The organism is Antarctobacter sp., assembly GCF_034670325.1.
Taxonomy (GTDB): Bacteria; Pseudomonadota; Alphaproteobacteria; order Rhodobacterales; family Rhodobacteraceae; genus Antarctobacter.
Window position 1 is genome coordinate 1 of record NZ_JAXMNR010000017.1, and the last position, 16,579, is coordinate 16,579.

The window sequence follows — 16,579 nt, forward strand, 5'->3', positions numbered from 1 at the left end:
CTCCACAACCAACATCCCACACTGTGCTCCCCGATGACCTCGGGGGCATCATCCACATCAGTGTAAGGGGGTCATTTTTGGACGCCGATCACCCCGCTACGGGGTCAATGTTGCATGCCTGTTCACAGCTATGAAGTCCGCGAGGTGTGTGCGTAGCTGATTATGGCTATCGTAATGGTACCGTTTGACGGTCGCCTCCTTGATCGTGCGGTTCATCCGCTCGACCTGGCCATTGGTCCAGGGATGGTTGGGCTTGGTGAGCCGATGCTCGATCTCATTTGCCTCGCAGATCATGTCGAACCGCATCTGCCGGGAAGATGCCGTGTTCCGGTTGCGAGGCTGCTCCGCGAACTGGATACCGTTGTCCGTGAGGATCGTATGGATGCGATATGGAACGACCTTGAGCAGATGCTCCAGGAACTCCCATGCGGTCTTCCGATCCGCCTTGTCCACCAGTTGCGTGACCGCAAACTTGCTGGTCCGGTCAATGCCTACGAAGAGGAAAAGTTTGCCCTCCACAGTCTGAACCTCGGCGATGTCTATGTGGAAGAAGCCGATGGGGTAGCGCTTGAACTTCTGACGCTTCGGCTTGTCCCCATCCACATCCGGCAGGCGCGAGATCCCATGTCGCTGCAGGCAACGATGAAGCGCTGACCGGGTCAGGTGGGGGATCGAGGGCTGCAAGGCATAGAGACAATCATCCAACGGCAGCAGCGTATGGCGTCGGAAAGCGACGATCATAGCCTCCTCCGCCTCGGTCAGAACGGTCGAACGCGGCTCCCGCGGCCCGGTCTTGCGGTCCTCGACCGTCTGCCGCTTCCGCCACTTCGCAACTGTCTTGGGGTTAATACCCAGCTCTTGGCTCAGCTGCGCGAGCGACGCCTCCGATCGCTGTATTGCAGCTCTGACGGCGTGCGTGGTCGTGGCGCTGCCATGACGAACTTGTCCCATAGTGCTTCCTTCCAAGCCTGAGAAAGGATCACACCATCAAACCGTGGGATCAAACAGGCAGCGCAGGCGGTCATAGCCTCTCAATCAGCGTTATTCCGAAGGTGTTATGGCCCTGAATACATCAGCGGAGCCCTCATGGAAGGGGCTGAGGGCAATGGCATCACCCTGGCCCATATCCAGCCCGGAAAGCCACAGCGGAACGCCTATGTCGAACGCTACAACCGGACGGTCCGGCACGAATGGTTGGACCTCCATATCTTCGAGAGTATCGACGAGGTGCAGCAGATTGCCACCGAGTGGCTGTGGTCCTACACCAACGAACGCCTCAACATGGGCAACGGCGGCATGACGCCCGCCCAGAAACTGAGAATGGCCGCGTAGATTCAACGTCCAAGCCCCCGCAAAAATGGGGGTTTACCAGCATCTCGGCCACGGTCAATGTGGAGATGCCATGCGATTACATCAGCTCGGGTGCTTTCTCCCGGACCAGTCGGTCAAGCTCTTGGTCGTGTGACTAGATTTCTTCATGCAGAGCAAGCCAGCGTCGTGCAATCGCGCGCAGCCAAAGTCGAAAAACTAATGTGCGCCTCCCTTCACGGGTCGATTCATTCCGGGTTTCGCACATGGCTCATGAAAGCGTTTCCCAAGAGAACACTTCCGTCATGTTTCCGTCTTTACTCAGTATTTTTGGTTTACTATCTTCTAAACCCTTCCCCTTCAATGTACCATGAAAACGTTATCTTACCGATAATATCGGAAACCAGCCGTGAGAAGAAAACCACCCGAGAGTCGCAAACAGGTGCGCATGCAGGAGGTAGCGGCAGCGGCCGGCGTCTCTTTGGCGTCGGTGTCCCGCGTGTTGCGAAACCCCAATTCCGCGTCGCCAGACATCGCCGCCCGCGTTCAAGACGCGGCCAAGCGTCTGGGCTACGCCCCCAGCCCCATCGCCAGTTCGATGGCGGGCGCGCATACGCCGATTGTCGGCGTGGTCGTCCCGACGCTGGCCAACGCTTTTTTCAGCCAGTCGCTTCAGGCGATGTCGTCGGAACTGGAAAACTCTGGCTTTCAGTTGATGATCGGCACCTACGAATACGATGACGCCCGCGAAGAGCACGCGATACAGGCCTTTTTGCGCTGGAACCCGATAGCCCTGATCGTCACGGGCATTCACCACAGCCGCGGCGCAATCCGTCTGCTGTCTGGCGCGGCTTGCCCAGTGTACGAGATGTGGGATTTCACCCGCAGGCCGTTGGACAACATCATCGGCTTTTCGATGGAGGACGCAGGCCGCGCCGTGGCGAAACACCTGATCGCGAAACAGCGCCGCAATCTCGTCTTTGTCGGCCACAGGCTAAACCATGATCCGCGCGCCCGTGTCCGGGCCGAAACCTTTGTGGAGGTGGTCGCCGCCCATGACGGCGCAACGGGCCGCGTGGTTGAAGTGACGGAACGCAGCGCCACCGCTGGGATTGCGATCATGCGCCAAATCCTGACCGACACCCCCGATGTCGACGGAGTCGCGTTTTCCGGTGACGCCGTGGCGCTTGGCGGGCTGGCCGGAGCGCAGGACATGGGCGTGCGCGTGCCACAGGACCTGTCTATCATCGGCTTTGGCGATCTTGATCCCGCCGTGGCCAGCCGCCCACCGCTGACCACCATTCGCCCGCCCCATGCAACGATGGGCCGCCTGATCGCGCAAAGCATCTTGCACCGGGTCAACAACCCCAACGCCGAAACGCAAAAAATCGACCTTGGGTTTGAGCTCATTGAACGCGGCAGCACTTAGGAATTGGCGGGCATTGATTTCGCGCACCCGGACCATCGAAAGGAAACCAAGACCATGACACTCTACGCACTTGGCGACACTGCGCCGCAAACCGCTGGCCCCGGCACCTATTGGGTCGCTCCGGGGGCGCATGTCGTTGGCGATGTTCGCCTAGGGCGCGACGTCGGCATCTGGTTTGGTGCCGTGCTGCGCGGCGATAAGGAACCGCTGACCATCGGCGACGGTACCAACATTCAGGAACACGCGATGATCCACGCCGATCCCGGCTTTCCGGCGACCATTGGCAATGACGTAACCGTCGGGCATCGCGCCATCGTGCATGGCTGCACCATCGGCGACGGCACTTTGGTCGGAATGGGCGCAACGATCCTGAACGGTGCCAAAATCGGCAAGAACTGCCTTATCGGCGCAGGCGCCCTTGTGACTGAGGGCAAGGAGATCCCCGACGGTTCGCTGGTTATGGGGTCGCCGGCCAAAGTCGTGCGCGAACTAGGCCCAGAGGGACTGGCATCCCTGCGCAAGCCCGCCGAGAATTACGTCAAGAACTGGAAGCGGTTCGAAGCCGAAATGACGGTCGTCGAATAACGCTCGCCCCAGTGTGCGCCTTTATTCCAGAAAGGCGCGCGCTTGCTTGGCGGTTTCAAAGATATGAGTGCGCGCGTCGGGAAAAACCTCGCCCAGCTTCATCCGCATAAAGGCCGACCCCGAATAGCGCGAAACGGTACGGTAGTATGTTTGCGTCAGGTCTTCGACCATGCGCGCCCAACCGAGCTCTAGCGTTTCGTCGATGCGAAAGCCGTCGTAGTTCACCAGCACATCCACGCGCCGCCCAAGCGGGGCGCAGGCAGCGGCCACCAAGGTGCCGACCCGCGACACGTCTTCGTCGCTTCTGACTCGCATCTTTTCAAAGTTAAGAAACAGCCGGTCGCGGTCCGCATCCAGCGCGATCCGGTCCGGCAGGTCAAGATGCAGCAAATCAGTGCGCAGGTCCATTTCGCGGGCGGCAAAGATCCGGGCATCCATCACCTGCACCTCATCAATAATCGGCGCCACATCCATCAGGGCCAGCACATGCCGATCAACGTCGATACCCGGGGAGACCTCGATCAGCTTCAGCCCCTTGGTGGTCAGTTCAAACACGCAGCGTTCGGTCACATACAGCACCTTTTGCCCCCGCCGCGCCGCCCGCGCGCCGGAAAATGTGACCTGTTCGACCTCCGGCAGGAATTTGCGCTGCGCGCCTTCTTGCTGGATCTCGACCCCTAGATCGGAAATGCCAACCTGCAAACCCTTGGCCGTGAACGTTCCCGCAAAGACCACTGCCCGGGCGTTCTGGCTGATGTTGATAAAGCCCCCTGCCCCGGCCAACCGCGTCCCAAAACGCGAAACATTGACGTTGCCAACTGCGTCGGCCTGCGCCAGCCCAAGGCACGCCATATCAAGACCGCCGCCATCGTAGAAATCGAACTGGTTGTTCTGCGGGATCACCGCATCGGTGTTCACCGCCGCGCCAAAATCTAGGCCCGAGGCAGGCTGCCCGCCAATCACCCCCGGCTCTGCCGTCAGGGTCAAATGGTCCAGCAGCCCTTCTTCGGCGGCGACACAGGCGACGCCTTCGGGCATCCCGATCCCAAGGTTGACGACCCCGTTGACCGGCAATTCATAAGCACAGCGACGCGCGATGATCTTGCGCGCATCCAGTTGCATTGGCGGGATTTCTCCCTCTGGCGGGCGGATGCGGTTGGTAAACGCCTGACTAAAGGCCGTCGCGTAGGTCTGTAGGTGGTTTTCGGGTTTCGACACCACGACAGCATCAACCAAGATACCTGGAATTTGCACTTCGCGCGCGGCAAGTGTCCGCGCCCTAGCCACGCGCTCGACCTGCACGATGACCACGCCGCCGGAGTTCTTGACCGCCATAGCCTGCGCCAGATTGTCGATGGTCAGGGCCTCACGCTCCATCGTGATATTGCCAGACTCATCCGCCGTGGTCCCGCGCAACAGCGCGACGCTTAGACGTTGAGCCGGGTAAAACAGAACCTCTTCGCCGCCGATTTCCATCAGTTCAACCTGCGCCGCGGTCGAACCTTCGTTGATCGCACCGCCGCCCAACCGTGGATCAACAAATGTTTCCAGCCCCACTTTGGACAGCATCCCCGGCTTGCCCGCCGCTATGTCGCGGTACAGCTGGCTGATGCAGCCTTGGGGCAGGTTCCAACCCTCGATTTTGCCCGCCACAGCCAAGGCAGCAACCTTGGGGATCAACCCCCAATGCCCGCCAATCACCCGCTTCAACAGACCTTCATGCCCCAGCCGGTTCAACCCCCGGTCCTTGCCGTCGCCCTGCCCTGCGGCAAAGACAAGGCCTAGGCCGCGCGGGTGTCCGGTTTCCAAAAACCGTGTCTCGACTGCAGCCAACAATTCATCCGGAACGCCGATGCCCACAAACCCCGAGGTCGTTACGGTATCACCATCCTTGACCAATGCCGCCGCTTCCGCCGCTGATACGATCTTGTTGCGCATGGCTTCCATCCTCAGGCCGCTGTCCAACCGCCATCGACCGGCAAGGCAACGCCGGTGATGTTCTCAGCAACATCAGAACACAGGAACAGCGCCACACCCGCCAATTGTTCAACGGTGACGAATTTCTTGGTCCATTGCGCCGCCAAAAGCACGTCGCGCTTGACCTCATCTTCGGTCATGCCGCGCGCTTTGGCCGTGTCGGGTATCTGTTTTTCGACCAGCGGCGTCAGCACATAGCCGGGGCAGATCGCGTTGCAGGTGATGCCGTTTTCGGCCACCTCCAGCGCGACAGTCTTGGTCAGGCCGACAACACCGTGTTTTGCCGTGACATAGGCCGATTTGAACGGTGAGGCGACCAGCCCATGCGCCGAGGCAATATTCAGGATCCGCCCCCAACCGCGCGCCTTCATCCCCGGGACGGCGGCGCGCACCACATGAAAGGCCGAGTTCATGTTGATGTCGATGATCATGTCCCAACGGTCCTTGGGAAATTCCTCGATCGGCGACACGGTTTGAACACCGGCGTTATTGACCACGATATCGACCGCACCGAATTCTGCTACGGCGGAGTTCACCATCGCCTCGATCTGGTCCGGTTTGGTCATGTCGGCGCCGTCGTAAATCACGCGGCCCGCGCCAAGGGCATCCAGTTCGCGCCGCGCGGCCTCAATCTCCGCCGCATCGCCAAAGCCGTTCAGCACGACATTTGCGCCCGCGCTGGCAAAGCCACGCGCCAGCCCCAGACCAATCCCCGACGTTGATCCCGTCACGATTGCGGTCTTTCCGTTCAAATCAGTCATTTCTTGCTCCAAAACTGGCGTTTCGTGGTTAAAGAATGGTCGCCTGCGTCGCGGCGCGCAGATCGTCTTCGGTGACGCCCTCGGCGCATTCGACGATCTTCAGACCGCCTTCGACCACGTCCAGCACGCCCAGATTGGTGATGATCCGATCAACCACACCTTTGCTCGTCAGCGGCAGGGTGCATTCCTTCAGCACCTTGCTGTCGCCGTGCTTGTTGGTGTGGTCCATCACCACGATGACCTTGCCGACACCAGCCACAAGGTCCATCGCGCCGCCCATGCCTTTGACCAGCTTGCCGGGGATCATCCAGTTCGCCAGATCGCCCTTTTCGTCGACTTCCATCGCGCCAAGGATCGCCGCCGCAATCTTGCCGCCGCGGATCATCCCGAACGAGGTCGCGCTGTCAAAGTACGAGGTGCGGGCCAGTTCGGTGATCGTCTGCTTGCCCGCGTTGATCAGGTCCGGGTCTTCGTCGCCCTCAAACGGAAACGGACCCATGCCCAACATGCCGTTTTCCGACTGCAGGGTGATGTCCTTGTCGCCGACATAGTTGGCCACCAGCGTCGGGATGCCGATGCCAAGGTTCACATACATCCCGTCGTCAAGCTCTTCTGCCGCGCGCGCGGCCATCTGATTGCGATCCCAGGGCATTATGCTTCCTCCCGCTTGCGGACGGTCCGCTGTTCGATACGCTTTTCGTGGTCGCCCTGAATGATGCGGTGCACGTAGATGCCCGGCAGGTGGATGCGATCGGGATCAAGCGTGCCGCGTTCCACGATCTCTTCGACCTCGACAACGCAGATCTTGCCACACATCGCCGCTGGCGGGTTAAAGTTGCGGGCGGTCTTGCGGAAGATGAGGTTGCCGGTGTCGTCGGCTTTCCACGCCTTGACGATGGCGAGATCGGCAAAGATGCCTTCTTCGAGGATGTAGTCCTGACCGTTCCAGGATTTCACGTCCTTGCCTTCGGCGATCACCGTGCCGACGCCGGTCTTGGTGTAGAAACCGGGGATCCCTGCCCCACCGGCGCGCATACGTTCGGCCAGCGTGCCTTGCGGGTTGAACTCCAGTTCAAGCTCGCCGCTGAGATACTGGCGCATAAATTCGGCATTCTCGCCAACATAAGACGACATCATCTTCTTGACCTGCTTGGTGGCAAGCAGCTTGCCCAGGCCAAAATCGTCAACCCCGGCATTGTTGGAGGCAACGGTCAAATCCTTGACTTTGCTCTCGACGATGGCGTCGATCAGCAGCTCCGGAATGCCGCAGAGGCCAAAGCCGCCCGAAGCGATGAGCATGCCGTCGTGCAACACGCCATCCAGAGCGGCCTCGGGTGAATCAAACACTTTGTTCATCACGTTCCTTTCGTACCGGCCGGAATTATTGGGGCGGCAAGTTGGGTTTTGCCCTCGACCTCAGATCCAACCGAAGGGCCTTGGATTGGTCAGCGCGCTTGCAATTTCGTGCCATGTTGTGCCGCAGCGCGGATAGTTATATATGTCTTTATGTTTCCGACTTTTGAAAGGTCAGCCACCGTGTCTCTCCGTTCCATGCGCCGGTCCCATGTTCCATTACACGTCGAAGTCGCGTCGCTGTTGCGAAACCAAATTCGCAATGGCGAACTGAAAAGCGGGGACAAGCTGCCAACGCTCAAGGAACTGGCCGAAGTCTTTGGCGTCACCAGCCTGACAGTCCGCGAGGCGATGAACGCGCTGGACGCCGAGGGATTGATCGAACGGACATCCGGGCGCGGCACCTTTGTCAAACACATCGACATCCAGCCGCGCCGGGTGTTTTCGGTGAAATCCGAAATGTCCCAACTTCTGGGCGGTGACATGCCTCTCGAAGTGTTGCTAAGCACCGACACCTCGCCGCTAGACGATGTCATCGTCGACGGCACAGCCTTTAAGAGGTTGAAGCGGCGCCACCAACTGGGGGGCAAGCCGTTCTGCCTGTTGGACGTGAACCTGCGCAGAGACATTTTCGACAGTGCTCCTGAAAAGTTTGAGACCGAACTGATTGTTCTGGCCTTTAAGGATCTTGGGATTTCGCTTGGCTCGGCTACGCAGACCGTGGCGCTGGCCTCTGCCGATCTGGAAATGGCCGAAGGGTTGCAAGTCGAGGTGAATTCGCCAGTGTTCAAAGTGGTGCGCAAGGTGAAGGACGATACAGATCAGCTGGTCTATTTTGGCGATCTGATCTATCCGGGTGACGCGCTGGAATTCCGGATCGACTTTGACGGATAGTCAGATCGCCGAATTAGATCACGATACGGTCATGCCGCCGTCGATCACGATGGTCTGCCCGGTGATCATCGGCGCGCCGGTCAGCAGGTAAACGATGGTCTGGGCTACATCCTCAGCCTGAACATGCCGCTTGATCAGCATCTTGTTCAGAGCTGCCTCTTTGCGTTCCTGCGGCCAGTCCTTGGTCCATGGCGTGGCGACCTGGCCCGGTGCCACCGCATTGACCCGCACGTCGGGAGCCAGACCGCGCGCCAATGACCGCGTGACGCTAACAACGCCGGATTTGCTGGCTGCATAGGGCGTGCTGCTGCCCTGAAGACCCATACCAGCGGTCGAGGCTGTGTTGACAATCGCGCCGCCCGAATCCCGCAGGGCCGTGGCCGCAGCCTTGGAACAGCGGAATACCCCAATCAGGTTTGTGTTCAGCAGCGCCATCCAGAGCTCTTCGTCGATGCGGTCCAGTTCAGACGCCGGAATCGGGTCGCGAGTGCCTGCAATACCGGCATTGTTCACCAGATAATCCAGCCCGCCCAGATCAGCGATGGCCCTTTCGACCATCGCCTCGGCATTGCCGGGGATCGACACGTTGCCCGGCGCCGAGATCACGTCCAGCCCCTGAGCGCGCAGCTTTTCGATCTGCTCGGGCCCCTGCGAATCGTCCTCAAGGTGGTTCATCGCGACCCGGACACCCTGTTGGGCAAGCGCGGCGACACTGGCAAGCCCGATACCAGACGCGCCGCCCGTAACCAACGCAGTGCGGGGTTTATCAATCTGATTTTTCATGGCTTTTCTCTTCCCTAATCTCGTCAGCCCGGTGCGGGCGCGTTTGGTCAAGCGCCCAACCGCTCGACATTTGGCGATTGGCGCGTTTGACAAACATTAAAACATATAGTAGTTTATAACAATAGAAATTTACGAGGCCACATTCGACGGCCCGCAATGGGCTACCCGCCAAGGCATTCGCGCCTTGGAAACTGCCCAAATCAGAAAAGGATGCCTGACTTGGCCAAGAAAACCATCATGACCTGCGCGGTTACCGGCAACGGAACCATGCCATCGCAAAACGGAAACCTGCCTGTGACGCCAGAGCAGATCGCTCAGGCCGCTGTGGAAGCGGGCAAGGCCGGTGCCGCCATCGCGCACATGCATGTGCGCGACCCAGAAACGGCCAAAGGGTCGATGGACATTAACCTGTATCGAGAGGTCGTTGACCGCATCCGCGATGCCGGGTCGGACATTGTCATCAACCTGACCACCGGCGAAGGGCAGCGCTATGTCCCCAGCGAAGAAAATCCCAGCATCGCGGGCCCCGGCACGACCCTGTGTCATCCCACCCTGCGGTCTGCGCATGTCAAAGAGCTAAAGCCCGAAATCTGCACGCTGGATTTCAACACGATGGTCAACAAGTCGTGGACCGTGATCAACACGCCCCCGACGCTACAGGTCATGGCCGACATCGCGACCGAGGCCGGGACCAAGCCCGAGATCGAGATCTTTGATTCCGGCGATCTGAACATGGCCAAGGATTTCCTTGCCAAGGGCATCCTGAAATCCCCTGCCATGTTCCAGTTTGTCATGGGCATCAACTTTGGCTCTGCTGCGAACTACCAAACGCTGGCTTACCTGATTTCGCAACTGCCCGAGAACAGTGAATGGGCCGCCTTTGGCATTGGCAAAAACGCCTACCGCATGATGGCGCTGTCCTTCCTGATGGGCGGACATGTCCGCATCGGAATGGAGGACACGGTCTATATCGACAAGGGCGAGCTGTGCAAAAGCAACGCGCAGCTGGTCGAAAAGGGCGTGAGCATAGTGAGCTCTCTGGGCGGCAGCATGGCCACCCCGACCGAGGCGCGCGAAATCCTTGGGTTGAAGCCTCTTTGATCCCATTCAAATCGGTGTCGCGGCGGGGATAAACGCCCCCGCCCGATCACCTGTGCCACGTCCCATAATCAGGAGCTGACATGCAGGCGGATTTCATCATTGTCGGGGCGGGGTCATCCGGCTGTGTGCTGGCCAACCGGCTAAGCGCGGACCCCAAGAACAAGGTGCTGCTGATCGAGGCGGGACCAAAGGACCGCTATCCTTGGATCCACGTGCCCGCCGGGTATTTCAAGACCATGAACAACCCCGGCTATGACTGGTGCTACACGACAGAACCCGTCCCCGGCCTGAACCGCAAATCCATCAAATGGCCACGGGGCAAGGTGCTGGGCGGATCGTCGGCGTTGAACGGGCTGCTTTATGTGCGCGGGCAGGCGCAGGATTACGACCGCTGGCGGCAGATGGGCAATACCGGCTGGGGCTGGGACGATGTTCTGCCCTATTTCAAACGGTCCGAGGATAACGAACGCGGCGCGGACAATCTGCACGGGGCCGATGGCCCGCTGGCAGTGTCTGATCCGGCCTACACCCATCCGATCTGCGATGCCTGGATGCGCGCCGCGCAAGAGGCCGGATATCCCGCCAATGACGACATCAACGGCACCACGCAAGAAGGCGTCGGGTACTACCAGCTGACCATCCGTAATGGCCGCCGGTGCAGCACGGCGGTGGGCTACCTCAAGCCGGTTAAGAACCGCGCCAACCTAGAGATCATGACCAATGTGCAGGTGCGCAAGGTCGTGCTGGACGGCACCCGCGCCGTGGGCGTGGAAATCATCGACCGCACTGGACAAGTGCGCAGCATCAGTGCCGGGCGTGAGGTGATCCTGTCCTCTGGCGCGGTCGGATCGCCGCAAATCCTGATGCTGTCGGGCATCGGCAACGGGACAGAGCTGCGCAAGGCGGGCGTCGCGCCCAAGCATGATCTGCCGGGCGTGGGCAAGAACCTACAGGACCATCTACAGGCCCGCACGACTTTTAAGACTCGCAACAAGACGGTAAATGACGAGGTGCGCAGCCTCTTTGCCAAGGCGAAAACCGCTATGCGCTATGGCCTGAAACGCAACGGGCCGATGACTATGGGGGCCAGCATGGTCGCGGGCTTTCTGCGCACCTCTCCCGATCTGGACACCCCCGACATTCAGTTCCACATCAACCCTTGGTCGGCGGACAGCCCCGCCGAGGGCGTGCATCCGTTTTCCGCCTTTACCGCGACGGTTTGCGTGCTGCGCCCCGAAAGCAAAGGTGAGATCACGCTTGCCGGGGCGGACCCGTCCCTGCCGCCAAAGATCCAGCCAAACTATCTGGCGACCGACAGCGATTGCCGCAAGACCGTCGAAGGCGTCCGCATCTCGCGCAATATCGCGCGGCAAAGCGCTTTGGCCGCTGAGATCACCGAAGAATTCCGCCCGCCCCGCGATCTGGATCTGGATGATTACGACGCCGCCCTAGATTGGGTGCGCAGCAATACGACGACCGTCTATCACCCAACCGGGTCGTGCAAGATGGGCGCGGATCCCATGGCCGTGGTCGATGACCGGCTGCGCGTGCATGGCATCAACGGCCTGCGGGTGGTCGATTGTTCGATCATGCCGGAAATCGTGTCGGGCAACACCAACGCCCCCGCCGTGATGATCGCCGAAAAAGCCAGCGACATGATCCTGGAAGACGCGCGCAAAACATGACGCAAGGACCGCAGAAATGACGAAAACAACCCTCAACCTGACCGCGATCGAGGCAAAACTGGTGCGCACGCCCATTTCGACCCCGGTGCGCACGTCATTTGGCATCATGCACGACCGCCCCACCCTACTGATCCGGGTCACCGATCAATCAGGCGTGCAAGGCTATGGCGAGGTTTGGTGCAATTTCCCTGTCTGCGGCGCTGAACACCGCGTCCGTCTGGTAGATACAGAAATCGCCCCGCGCATGGTGGGTTTGGACTTTGTCAATCCGCAGGCGTGCTACGAGGCGATGACCGCCAAGCTGCGCATCCTTCGGCTGCAAACCGGCGAACCGGGACCGATTGCCCAGATCATTGCAGGCGTCGATATCGCCGTTTGGGACATGATCGCCAAACGCAATGAACAGCCGCTGTACGCCCTGTTAGGTGCGGACACCAACCGCATCCCGGCCTACGCCAGCGGTATCAACCCGGTTGGCGTTCTGGACACCGTTGCCCGCGCCCGGCACAACGGCCACCGGAATTTCAAGCTCAAGGTCGGCTTTGGCGATGACACCGACCGCGCCAATGTGGCCGCCATCGCCGGGGATCTGAAACAGGGCGAGGCGTTCTTACTGGACGCCAACCAAGGCTGGACACCAGAACAAGCGACAGCCGCCATGCAATGGATCACGCCGCACGCGCCCCTATGGATCGAGGAACCGATGGCCGTCGATGTCCCGGTTGCCGAGTGGCACGCGCTCAAATTCGCAACCTCGGTGCCCCTCGCCGGGGGGGAGAATTTTCAGACACGCGCCGAATACGATGCCGTGGCGCGCGACAAATGGTTGGACTTTGTGCAGCCCGATATCGCCAAATGGGGCGGCTTTACCGAATGCCTGCCCGTCGCGCGGGATGTGGTGGCACACGGCCTGACCTTTTGCCCGCACTCCCTTGGCGGCGGGATCGCATTGGCGGCCTCGGCGCATCTGCTGGCCGCCGCTGGCGGGCCGGGCTTGCTGGAATGCGACGCCAACGAAAACACCTTTCGCGATGAGGTCTTTCCGCTGAACCTGACCGACGGTTGGGTTACTCTGTCCGATGCCCCCGGTCTGGGCGTGAACACCGCCGCACTGGACCGCGCCTTCGGTTGATCCCAGACCGACCGAACAACAAAGGGGGCCATCGCGGCCCCCTTTTCTGCTTTCTAACCAATCCGATGACCTGCCCCGGCCACGACCGGGAGCGCGTGTTATAACCGGGGCAGGCCCGCGCCGGGCGATCAGGCTTTGATCGCGCCGTCGACGACAAACTCATGACCAGTGCAATAGCTGCTGTCCTCTGACGCAAGGAACAGCACAACCCGCGCCACCTCGATCACCTCAGCGGTGCGGCCCAGCGGCACCTTGGCAACCAGCTGTTCGCGCGGCACGCCGTGGGCATCCAGCATCGGCGTATCAATGAAACCGGGATGGACCGAATTCACGCGGATGTTCGACGGGCCGAATTCCACCGCCGCCGCCTTGGACATGCCGCGCACCGCCCATTTGGTGGCGCAATAGGCGTGCGCCTTGGCCGATGTCAGCCCAGCGATGGACGAGATGTTGACGATGCTGCCGGATTTTTTCTGCTTCATCGCCGGAGCGACCGCACGCATCCCCAGAAACACACCCGTCTGGTTGATCGCCACGGTCTGCTCCCAAACCTTGAGGTCTGTTTCCTCAAGCGTCAGCACCTTGAAAATCCCCGCGTTGTTCACCAGCACGTCGATCTGGCCGTGCAGGTCCAGCGTTGTCTGGACCACCCGCGCCCAGTCTTCCTCGGAACTCACATCATGCTGGACAAAGGTGCATTTATCGCCAAGACGCGCGGCGGTTTCTTCGCCTGCCGTGCTGTTGATGTCGGTGATGACAACCTTTGCGCCGGCCTCGATGAACAGTTCGGCCTCGACCGCCCCCTGCCCGTTCGCCCCGCCGGTGATGATGGCGATTTTGTTGTCGAGACGGTTCATATCTGTATCCTTTCATTCGATGCCGCAGCCGCGGCCAATCCTTAGCCCGCAGCGTTGCCAAGACCGTCCAGAACGATCTTGCCGATGGCCGCACCGCTGTCCTGTTCGGTCAATGCCGCGCGCAGGCTGTCCCCCGTCAGCGGACCAAGATGCCGGTTGGCTGTCGTGACCAACCGCCCCTCATCCACCAGCGCCGAAACGCGGCCCAATAGATCGCCTTGCGCCTGCATGTCGTCGGTCTGGAACATCGACCGGGCAAACATGAACTCCCAACTCAGCGTCAGCGCCTTTAGCTTGATCGCCGTGATATCAATCCCTTGCGGATCGTCGATCAGGGAGATGTGGCCGCGCGGTTGGATCAGTTCTACGATGGCCGCAAAATGCCGACCCGTCTGGTTCAGCGAGGCAACATAGCGCGGGTGCAGTCCCAAATCCGCCACCTGCGCGTCCAGCGGTTTGTGGTGGTCGATGACATGATCCGCGCCCATCTTCGTGACCCAGGCGCGGGTGTCGTCGCGCGATGCGGTGGCGATGACGGTCAGGCCGGTCAACTGCTTGGCAAGCTGGATCAGGATCGACCCAACGCCCCCTGCCCCGCCAATGATCAAAACCGCATCTCCAGCGCCGCCGCCTTCGGCGACCCGAAAACAGTCGAACAAGATTTCCCACGCCGTGATGCTGGTCAGCGGCAGCGCCGCTGCCTCAGCGAACCCTAGTGAGTTCGGCTTACGCCCCACCAGCCGTTCATCCACCACCTGAAAGGCGGCGTTCGAACCGGGGCGCGTAAACTCTCCCGCGTAGAAAACAGCGTCGCCGGGTTTGAACCCCTTCACCGCCGCGCCGGTCTGGCGGACGATACCGGCGGCATCAAACCCCAAGATACGCGGCGCGTCGCCGGGCGGCCGCCGGTTGGCGCGCACTTTGACATCGACCGGATTGACCGACACGCCCAGCACCTCGACCAGCAGATCGCCCGCCCCCGGTGTCGGCTGGTCGGTTTCAAATTCCACGACAGAAGAGGGTTCAGAAATCGCCCCCTTTTGCGTGTATCCCAAAGCCTTCATTTCACTCTCCAGAATGGCAACTCGAATGATCTCGGAATGCGACAAGGCACCTCTATCTGCGCCACTTACATTTCCGTCAGTATTTGCGTTTATTGACTGTTATCTCTGCTTCTCTTAGCTTCACGACGACCAATGACCCAATTCCCGAGGTGCGCCGCATGGCCCGAAAGTATGACTGGAGAACCGGCAGCAACGTCGAAGCAACGCTGAGCGTCATCGGCGGCAGGTGGAAGCCGGTCATTCTGTGCAATCTGCTTGTCGGGCGGCTGCGGTTTGGCGAACTGTGCCGCAACATGCCCAACGCGACCCAACGCATGGTGACACTACAACTGCGCGAACTAGAGTCCGACGGCGTCATCAAGCGCCATGTCTTTGCCGAAGTGCCGCCGCGGGTCGAATACGAACTTACAGAACTTGGGCGGTCACTGGAACCTGTCCTTTCGGTGATGCGGGAATGGGGCATTGCCTTTAAAAAACGCAAACTGACCGAAGAGGCAGGGGATCAGACGACAGCGGATGATGCCGCCTGACCCCCATCGCCAGCCCCGGCTGCAGGGCTGGCGCAGGTATTACTTTCCGGTAAAGCTGGCTTTTTCGGCCTCGATTTCCGCATTGGCGCGGGCCACGGCAGCCTGCACAAGGTCGTAGTATTCCGACCCGTATTTATCCACGAACCAGTCGATCACCGGCTGCTGGCCGGGCAGGAAGGTGGCTTTTTCCTCTTCCGACGGAATATGGACTTCACCACCTGAGGCGACGAATTTTTCGTATTTCTCAAGGTACAGCGCGCCGGGCAGGCCGTTGCAGGTTTTGGTCAGCTCGTGAAAGCCATCCGCCACCACGCCCTGCAGGTCTTCGGGCAGGCGTTGCAGCCAGCTATCAGCCATCCACCAAAAGATCAGGTTGTGGGTGTGGTGATCGGCGACCGCGTATTTGACGTAGTCGTTCAGGGATGTGTCGACCACATCCGACAGCGCGTTCTTGGTGCCATTGACCACACCCGTCGCAAGCGAGGTATACAGTTCGGGCCACGGCACGGGCGTCGGGTTCATGCCAAGCGCGCTGGCGAATTCCATCGAAACCGGCGATTCCACGGTGCGCATTTTCACGCCTTCCAGATCAGCGGCAGTTTTGACCGGCACATTGGCAAAGAAATCGCGCCAGCCAACACCGCCTGTCATGCCCATCAGGCGCACGGTGCCCGTCGCGTCCAGCACGTCGGCGCGCAGTTTCTCGGTCAGTTCCTTGTCGGCCATGACCTTGTCCATCACCTGATCGTTGGCGAACAGATAGGGGATATCAAAGGCCTGGATGGGACCAAAGAAGTTGGCGATACCGCCGCCCGAGGTCAGCGTCATTTCCAGCGTGCCGATCTGCACCGCCTCGACGTTCGCGCGAAAATTGCCAAGCTGTCCAGCCGGGTAGTGCTGCACCTCGATGCGCCCGCCCGAATACCGTTCGACATGAGATTTCATCACTTCGGCGCAGGTCGAAAGCGGCTGGCTGACGGCGGCCACGTGACCGATTTTCAGCGTGTATTCAGCGGCTTGAACGGCGGATGTCATGGCCAGAACGCTGGTAAGCCCGATGGTGAGGGTATTGAGTTTTGTTGAGACAGACATTTGGTTCCTCCCTTAAGTCTGGATCGTT

At 60.3% G+C, this 16,579-nt stretch carries 15 protein-coding genes and 2 pseudogenes; 8 read left to right on the top strand and 9 right to left on the bottom strand.

Going from position 1 to position 16,579, the window contains the following annotated elements; all coding sequences use genetic code 11:
- Window positions 1-129: 129 nt before the first annotated feature.
- Window positions 130-951 (bottom strand): annotated as a pseudogene (locus VOI21_RS23975) (IS481 family transposase); the annotation flags it as partial.
- Window positions 952-1,059: 108 nt separating this feature from the next.
- Here VOI21_RS23975 and VOI21_RS23980 point away from each other — a divergent pair.
- The 3 genes and pseudogenes from VOI21_RS23980 to VOI21_RS23990 form a co-directional block, all read left to right on the top strand.
- Window positions 1,060-1,332 (top strand): annotated as a pseudogene (locus tag VOI21_RS23980) (integrase core domain-containing protein); the annotation flags it as partial.
- 424 nt (window positions 1,333-1,756) lie between these two features.
- A complete protein-coding gene (locus VOI21_RS23985; protein WP_323772503.1) occupies window positions 1,757-2,737 on the top strand; it encodes a LacI family DNA-binding transcriptional regulator in 981 nt (326 codons plus the stop codon).
- Window positions 2,738-2,791: 54 nt separating this feature from the next.
- Window positions 2,792-3,322, top strand: coding sequence for a gamma carbonic anhydrase family protein (locus VOI21_RS23990; protein ID WP_323772504.1), 531 nt, complete (start codon window positions 2,792-2,794; stop codon window positions 3,320-3,322).
- A 21-nt stretch (window positions 3,323-3,343) separates the two neighbouring features.
- Here VOI21_RS23990 and VOI21_RS23995 read toward each other — a convergent pair whose 3' ends face one another.
- From VOI21_RS23995 to VOI21_RS24010, 4 genes are read right to left on the bottom strand one after another with little or no spacing between them, the layout of a single operon-like run.
- The gene (locus VOI21_RS23995) at window positions 3,344-5,260 is read right to left on the bottom strand and encodes an acyl CoA:acetate/3-ketoacid CoA transferase (protein ID WP_323772505.1); all 1,917 of its coding nucleotides are present in this window, start codon (window positions 5,258-5,260) and stop codon (window positions 3,344-3,346) included.
- 11 nt (window positions 5,261-5,271) lie between these two features.
- On the bottom strand, window positions 5,272-6,060 hold the full coding sequence (locus VOI21_RS24000) for a 3-hydroxybutyrate dehydrogenase (protein ID WP_323772506.1): 789 nt from the start codon (window positions 6,058-6,060) through the stop codon (window positions 5,272-5,274).
- Between the two features lie 28 nt (window positions 6,061-6,088).
- Complete coding sequence (locus tag VOI21_RS24005) at window positions 6,089-6,712, bottom strand: 3-oxoacid CoA-transferase subunit B (protein ID WP_323772507.1); 624 nt, start codon at window positions 6,710-6,712, stop codon at window positions 6,089-6,091.
- Window positions 6,712-7,416 (bottom strand): CoA transferase subunit A, encoded by a 705-nt coding sequence (locus tag VOI21_RS24010; RefSeq protein WP_323772508.1) that lies wholly within the window; start codon window positions 7,414-7,416, stop codon window positions 6,712-6,714. The genes VOI21_RS24005 and VOI21_RS24010 overlap by 1 nt, the downstream gene beginning before the upstream one ends.
- Before the next feature lie 180 nt (window positions 7,417-7,596).
- Here VOI21_RS24010 and VOI21_RS24015 point away from each other — a divergent pair, with 180 nt between their 5' ends.
- Entirely contained in the window at window positions 7,597-8,307 is a 711-nt protein-coding gene (locus VOI21_RS24015) for a GntR family transcriptional regulator (protein WP_323772509.1), read from the top strand.
- Between the two features lie 18 nt (window positions 8,308-8,325).
- Here the strand turns inward: VOI21_RS24015 and VOI21_RS24020 are convergent, their stop codons facing one another.
- Window positions 8,326-9,090 (bottom strand): SDR family NAD(P)-dependent oxidoreductase, encoded by a 765-nt coding sequence (locus VOI21_RS24020; RefSeq protein WP_323772510.1) that lies wholly within the window; start codon window positions 9,088-9,090, stop codon window positions 8,326-8,328.
- Between the two features lie 219 nt (window positions 9,091-9,309).
- Between VOI21_RS24020 and VOI21_RS24025 the strand changes: the two genes are divergently transcribed.
- The 3 genes from VOI21_RS24025 (at window position 9,310) to VOI21_RS24035 (ending at window position 13,008) form a co-directional block, all read left to right on the top strand.
- A complete protein-coding gene (locus VOI21_RS24025) occupies window positions 9,310-10,191 on the top strand; it encodes a 3-keto-5-aminohexanoate cleavage protein (protein WP_323772511.1) in 882 nt (293 codons plus the stop codon).
- Between the two features lie 80 nt (window positions 10,192-10,271).
- The gene (locus VOI21_RS24030; protein ID WP_323772512.1) at window positions 10,272-11,876 is read left to right on the top strand and encodes a choline dehydrogenase; all 1,605 of its coding nucleotides are present in this window, start codon (window positions 10,272-10,274) and stop codon (window positions 11,874-11,876) included.
- 16 nt (window positions 11,877-11,892) lie between these two features.
- Window positions 11,893-13,008 carry a mandelate racemase/muconate lactonizing enzyme family protein gene (locus VOI21_RS24035; protein WP_323772513.1) on the top strand — a complete coding sequence of 372 codons (1,116 nt, stop codon included), beginning with the start codon at window positions 11,893-11,895 and terminating at the stop codon, window positions 13,006-13,008.
- 128 nt (window positions 13,009-13,136) lie between these two features.
- Here the strand turns inward: VOI21_RS24035 and VOI21_RS24040 are convergent, their stop codons facing one another.
- The gene (locus VOI21_RS24040; protein WP_323772514.1) at window positions 13,137-13,865 is read right to left on the bottom strand and encodes a glucose 1-dehydrogenase; all 729 of its coding nucleotides are present in this window, start codon (window positions 13,863-13,865) and stop codon (window positions 13,137-13,139) included.
- A gap of 41 nt (window positions 13,866-13,906) precedes the next feature.
- Entirely contained in the window at window positions 13,907-14,929 is a 1,023-nt protein-coding gene (locus VOI21_RS24045; RefSeq protein ID WP_323772515.1) for a zinc-binding alcohol dehydrogenase family protein, read from the bottom strand.
- 158 nt (window positions 14,930-15,087) lie between these two features.
- On the opposite strand from VOI21_RS24045, the gene VOI21_RS24050 reads away from it, so the two are divergent.
- A complete protein-coding gene (locus VOI21_RS24050) occupies window positions 15,088-15,459 on the top strand; it encodes a helix-turn-helix domain-containing protein (protein WP_323772516.1) in 372 nt (123 codons plus the stop codon).
- A gap of 39 nt (window positions 15,460-15,498) precedes the next feature.
- Here VOI21_RS24050 and VOI21_RS24055 read toward each other — a convergent pair whose 3' ends face one another.
- On the bottom strand, window positions 15,499-16,551 hold the full coding sequence (locus tag VOI21_RS24055) for a TRAP transporter substrate-binding protein DctP (RefSeq protein WP_323772517.1): 1,053 nt from the start codon (window positions 16,549-16,551) through the stop codon (window positions 15,499-15,501).
- Between the last annotated feature and the right edge of the window lie 28 nt (window positions 16,552-16,579).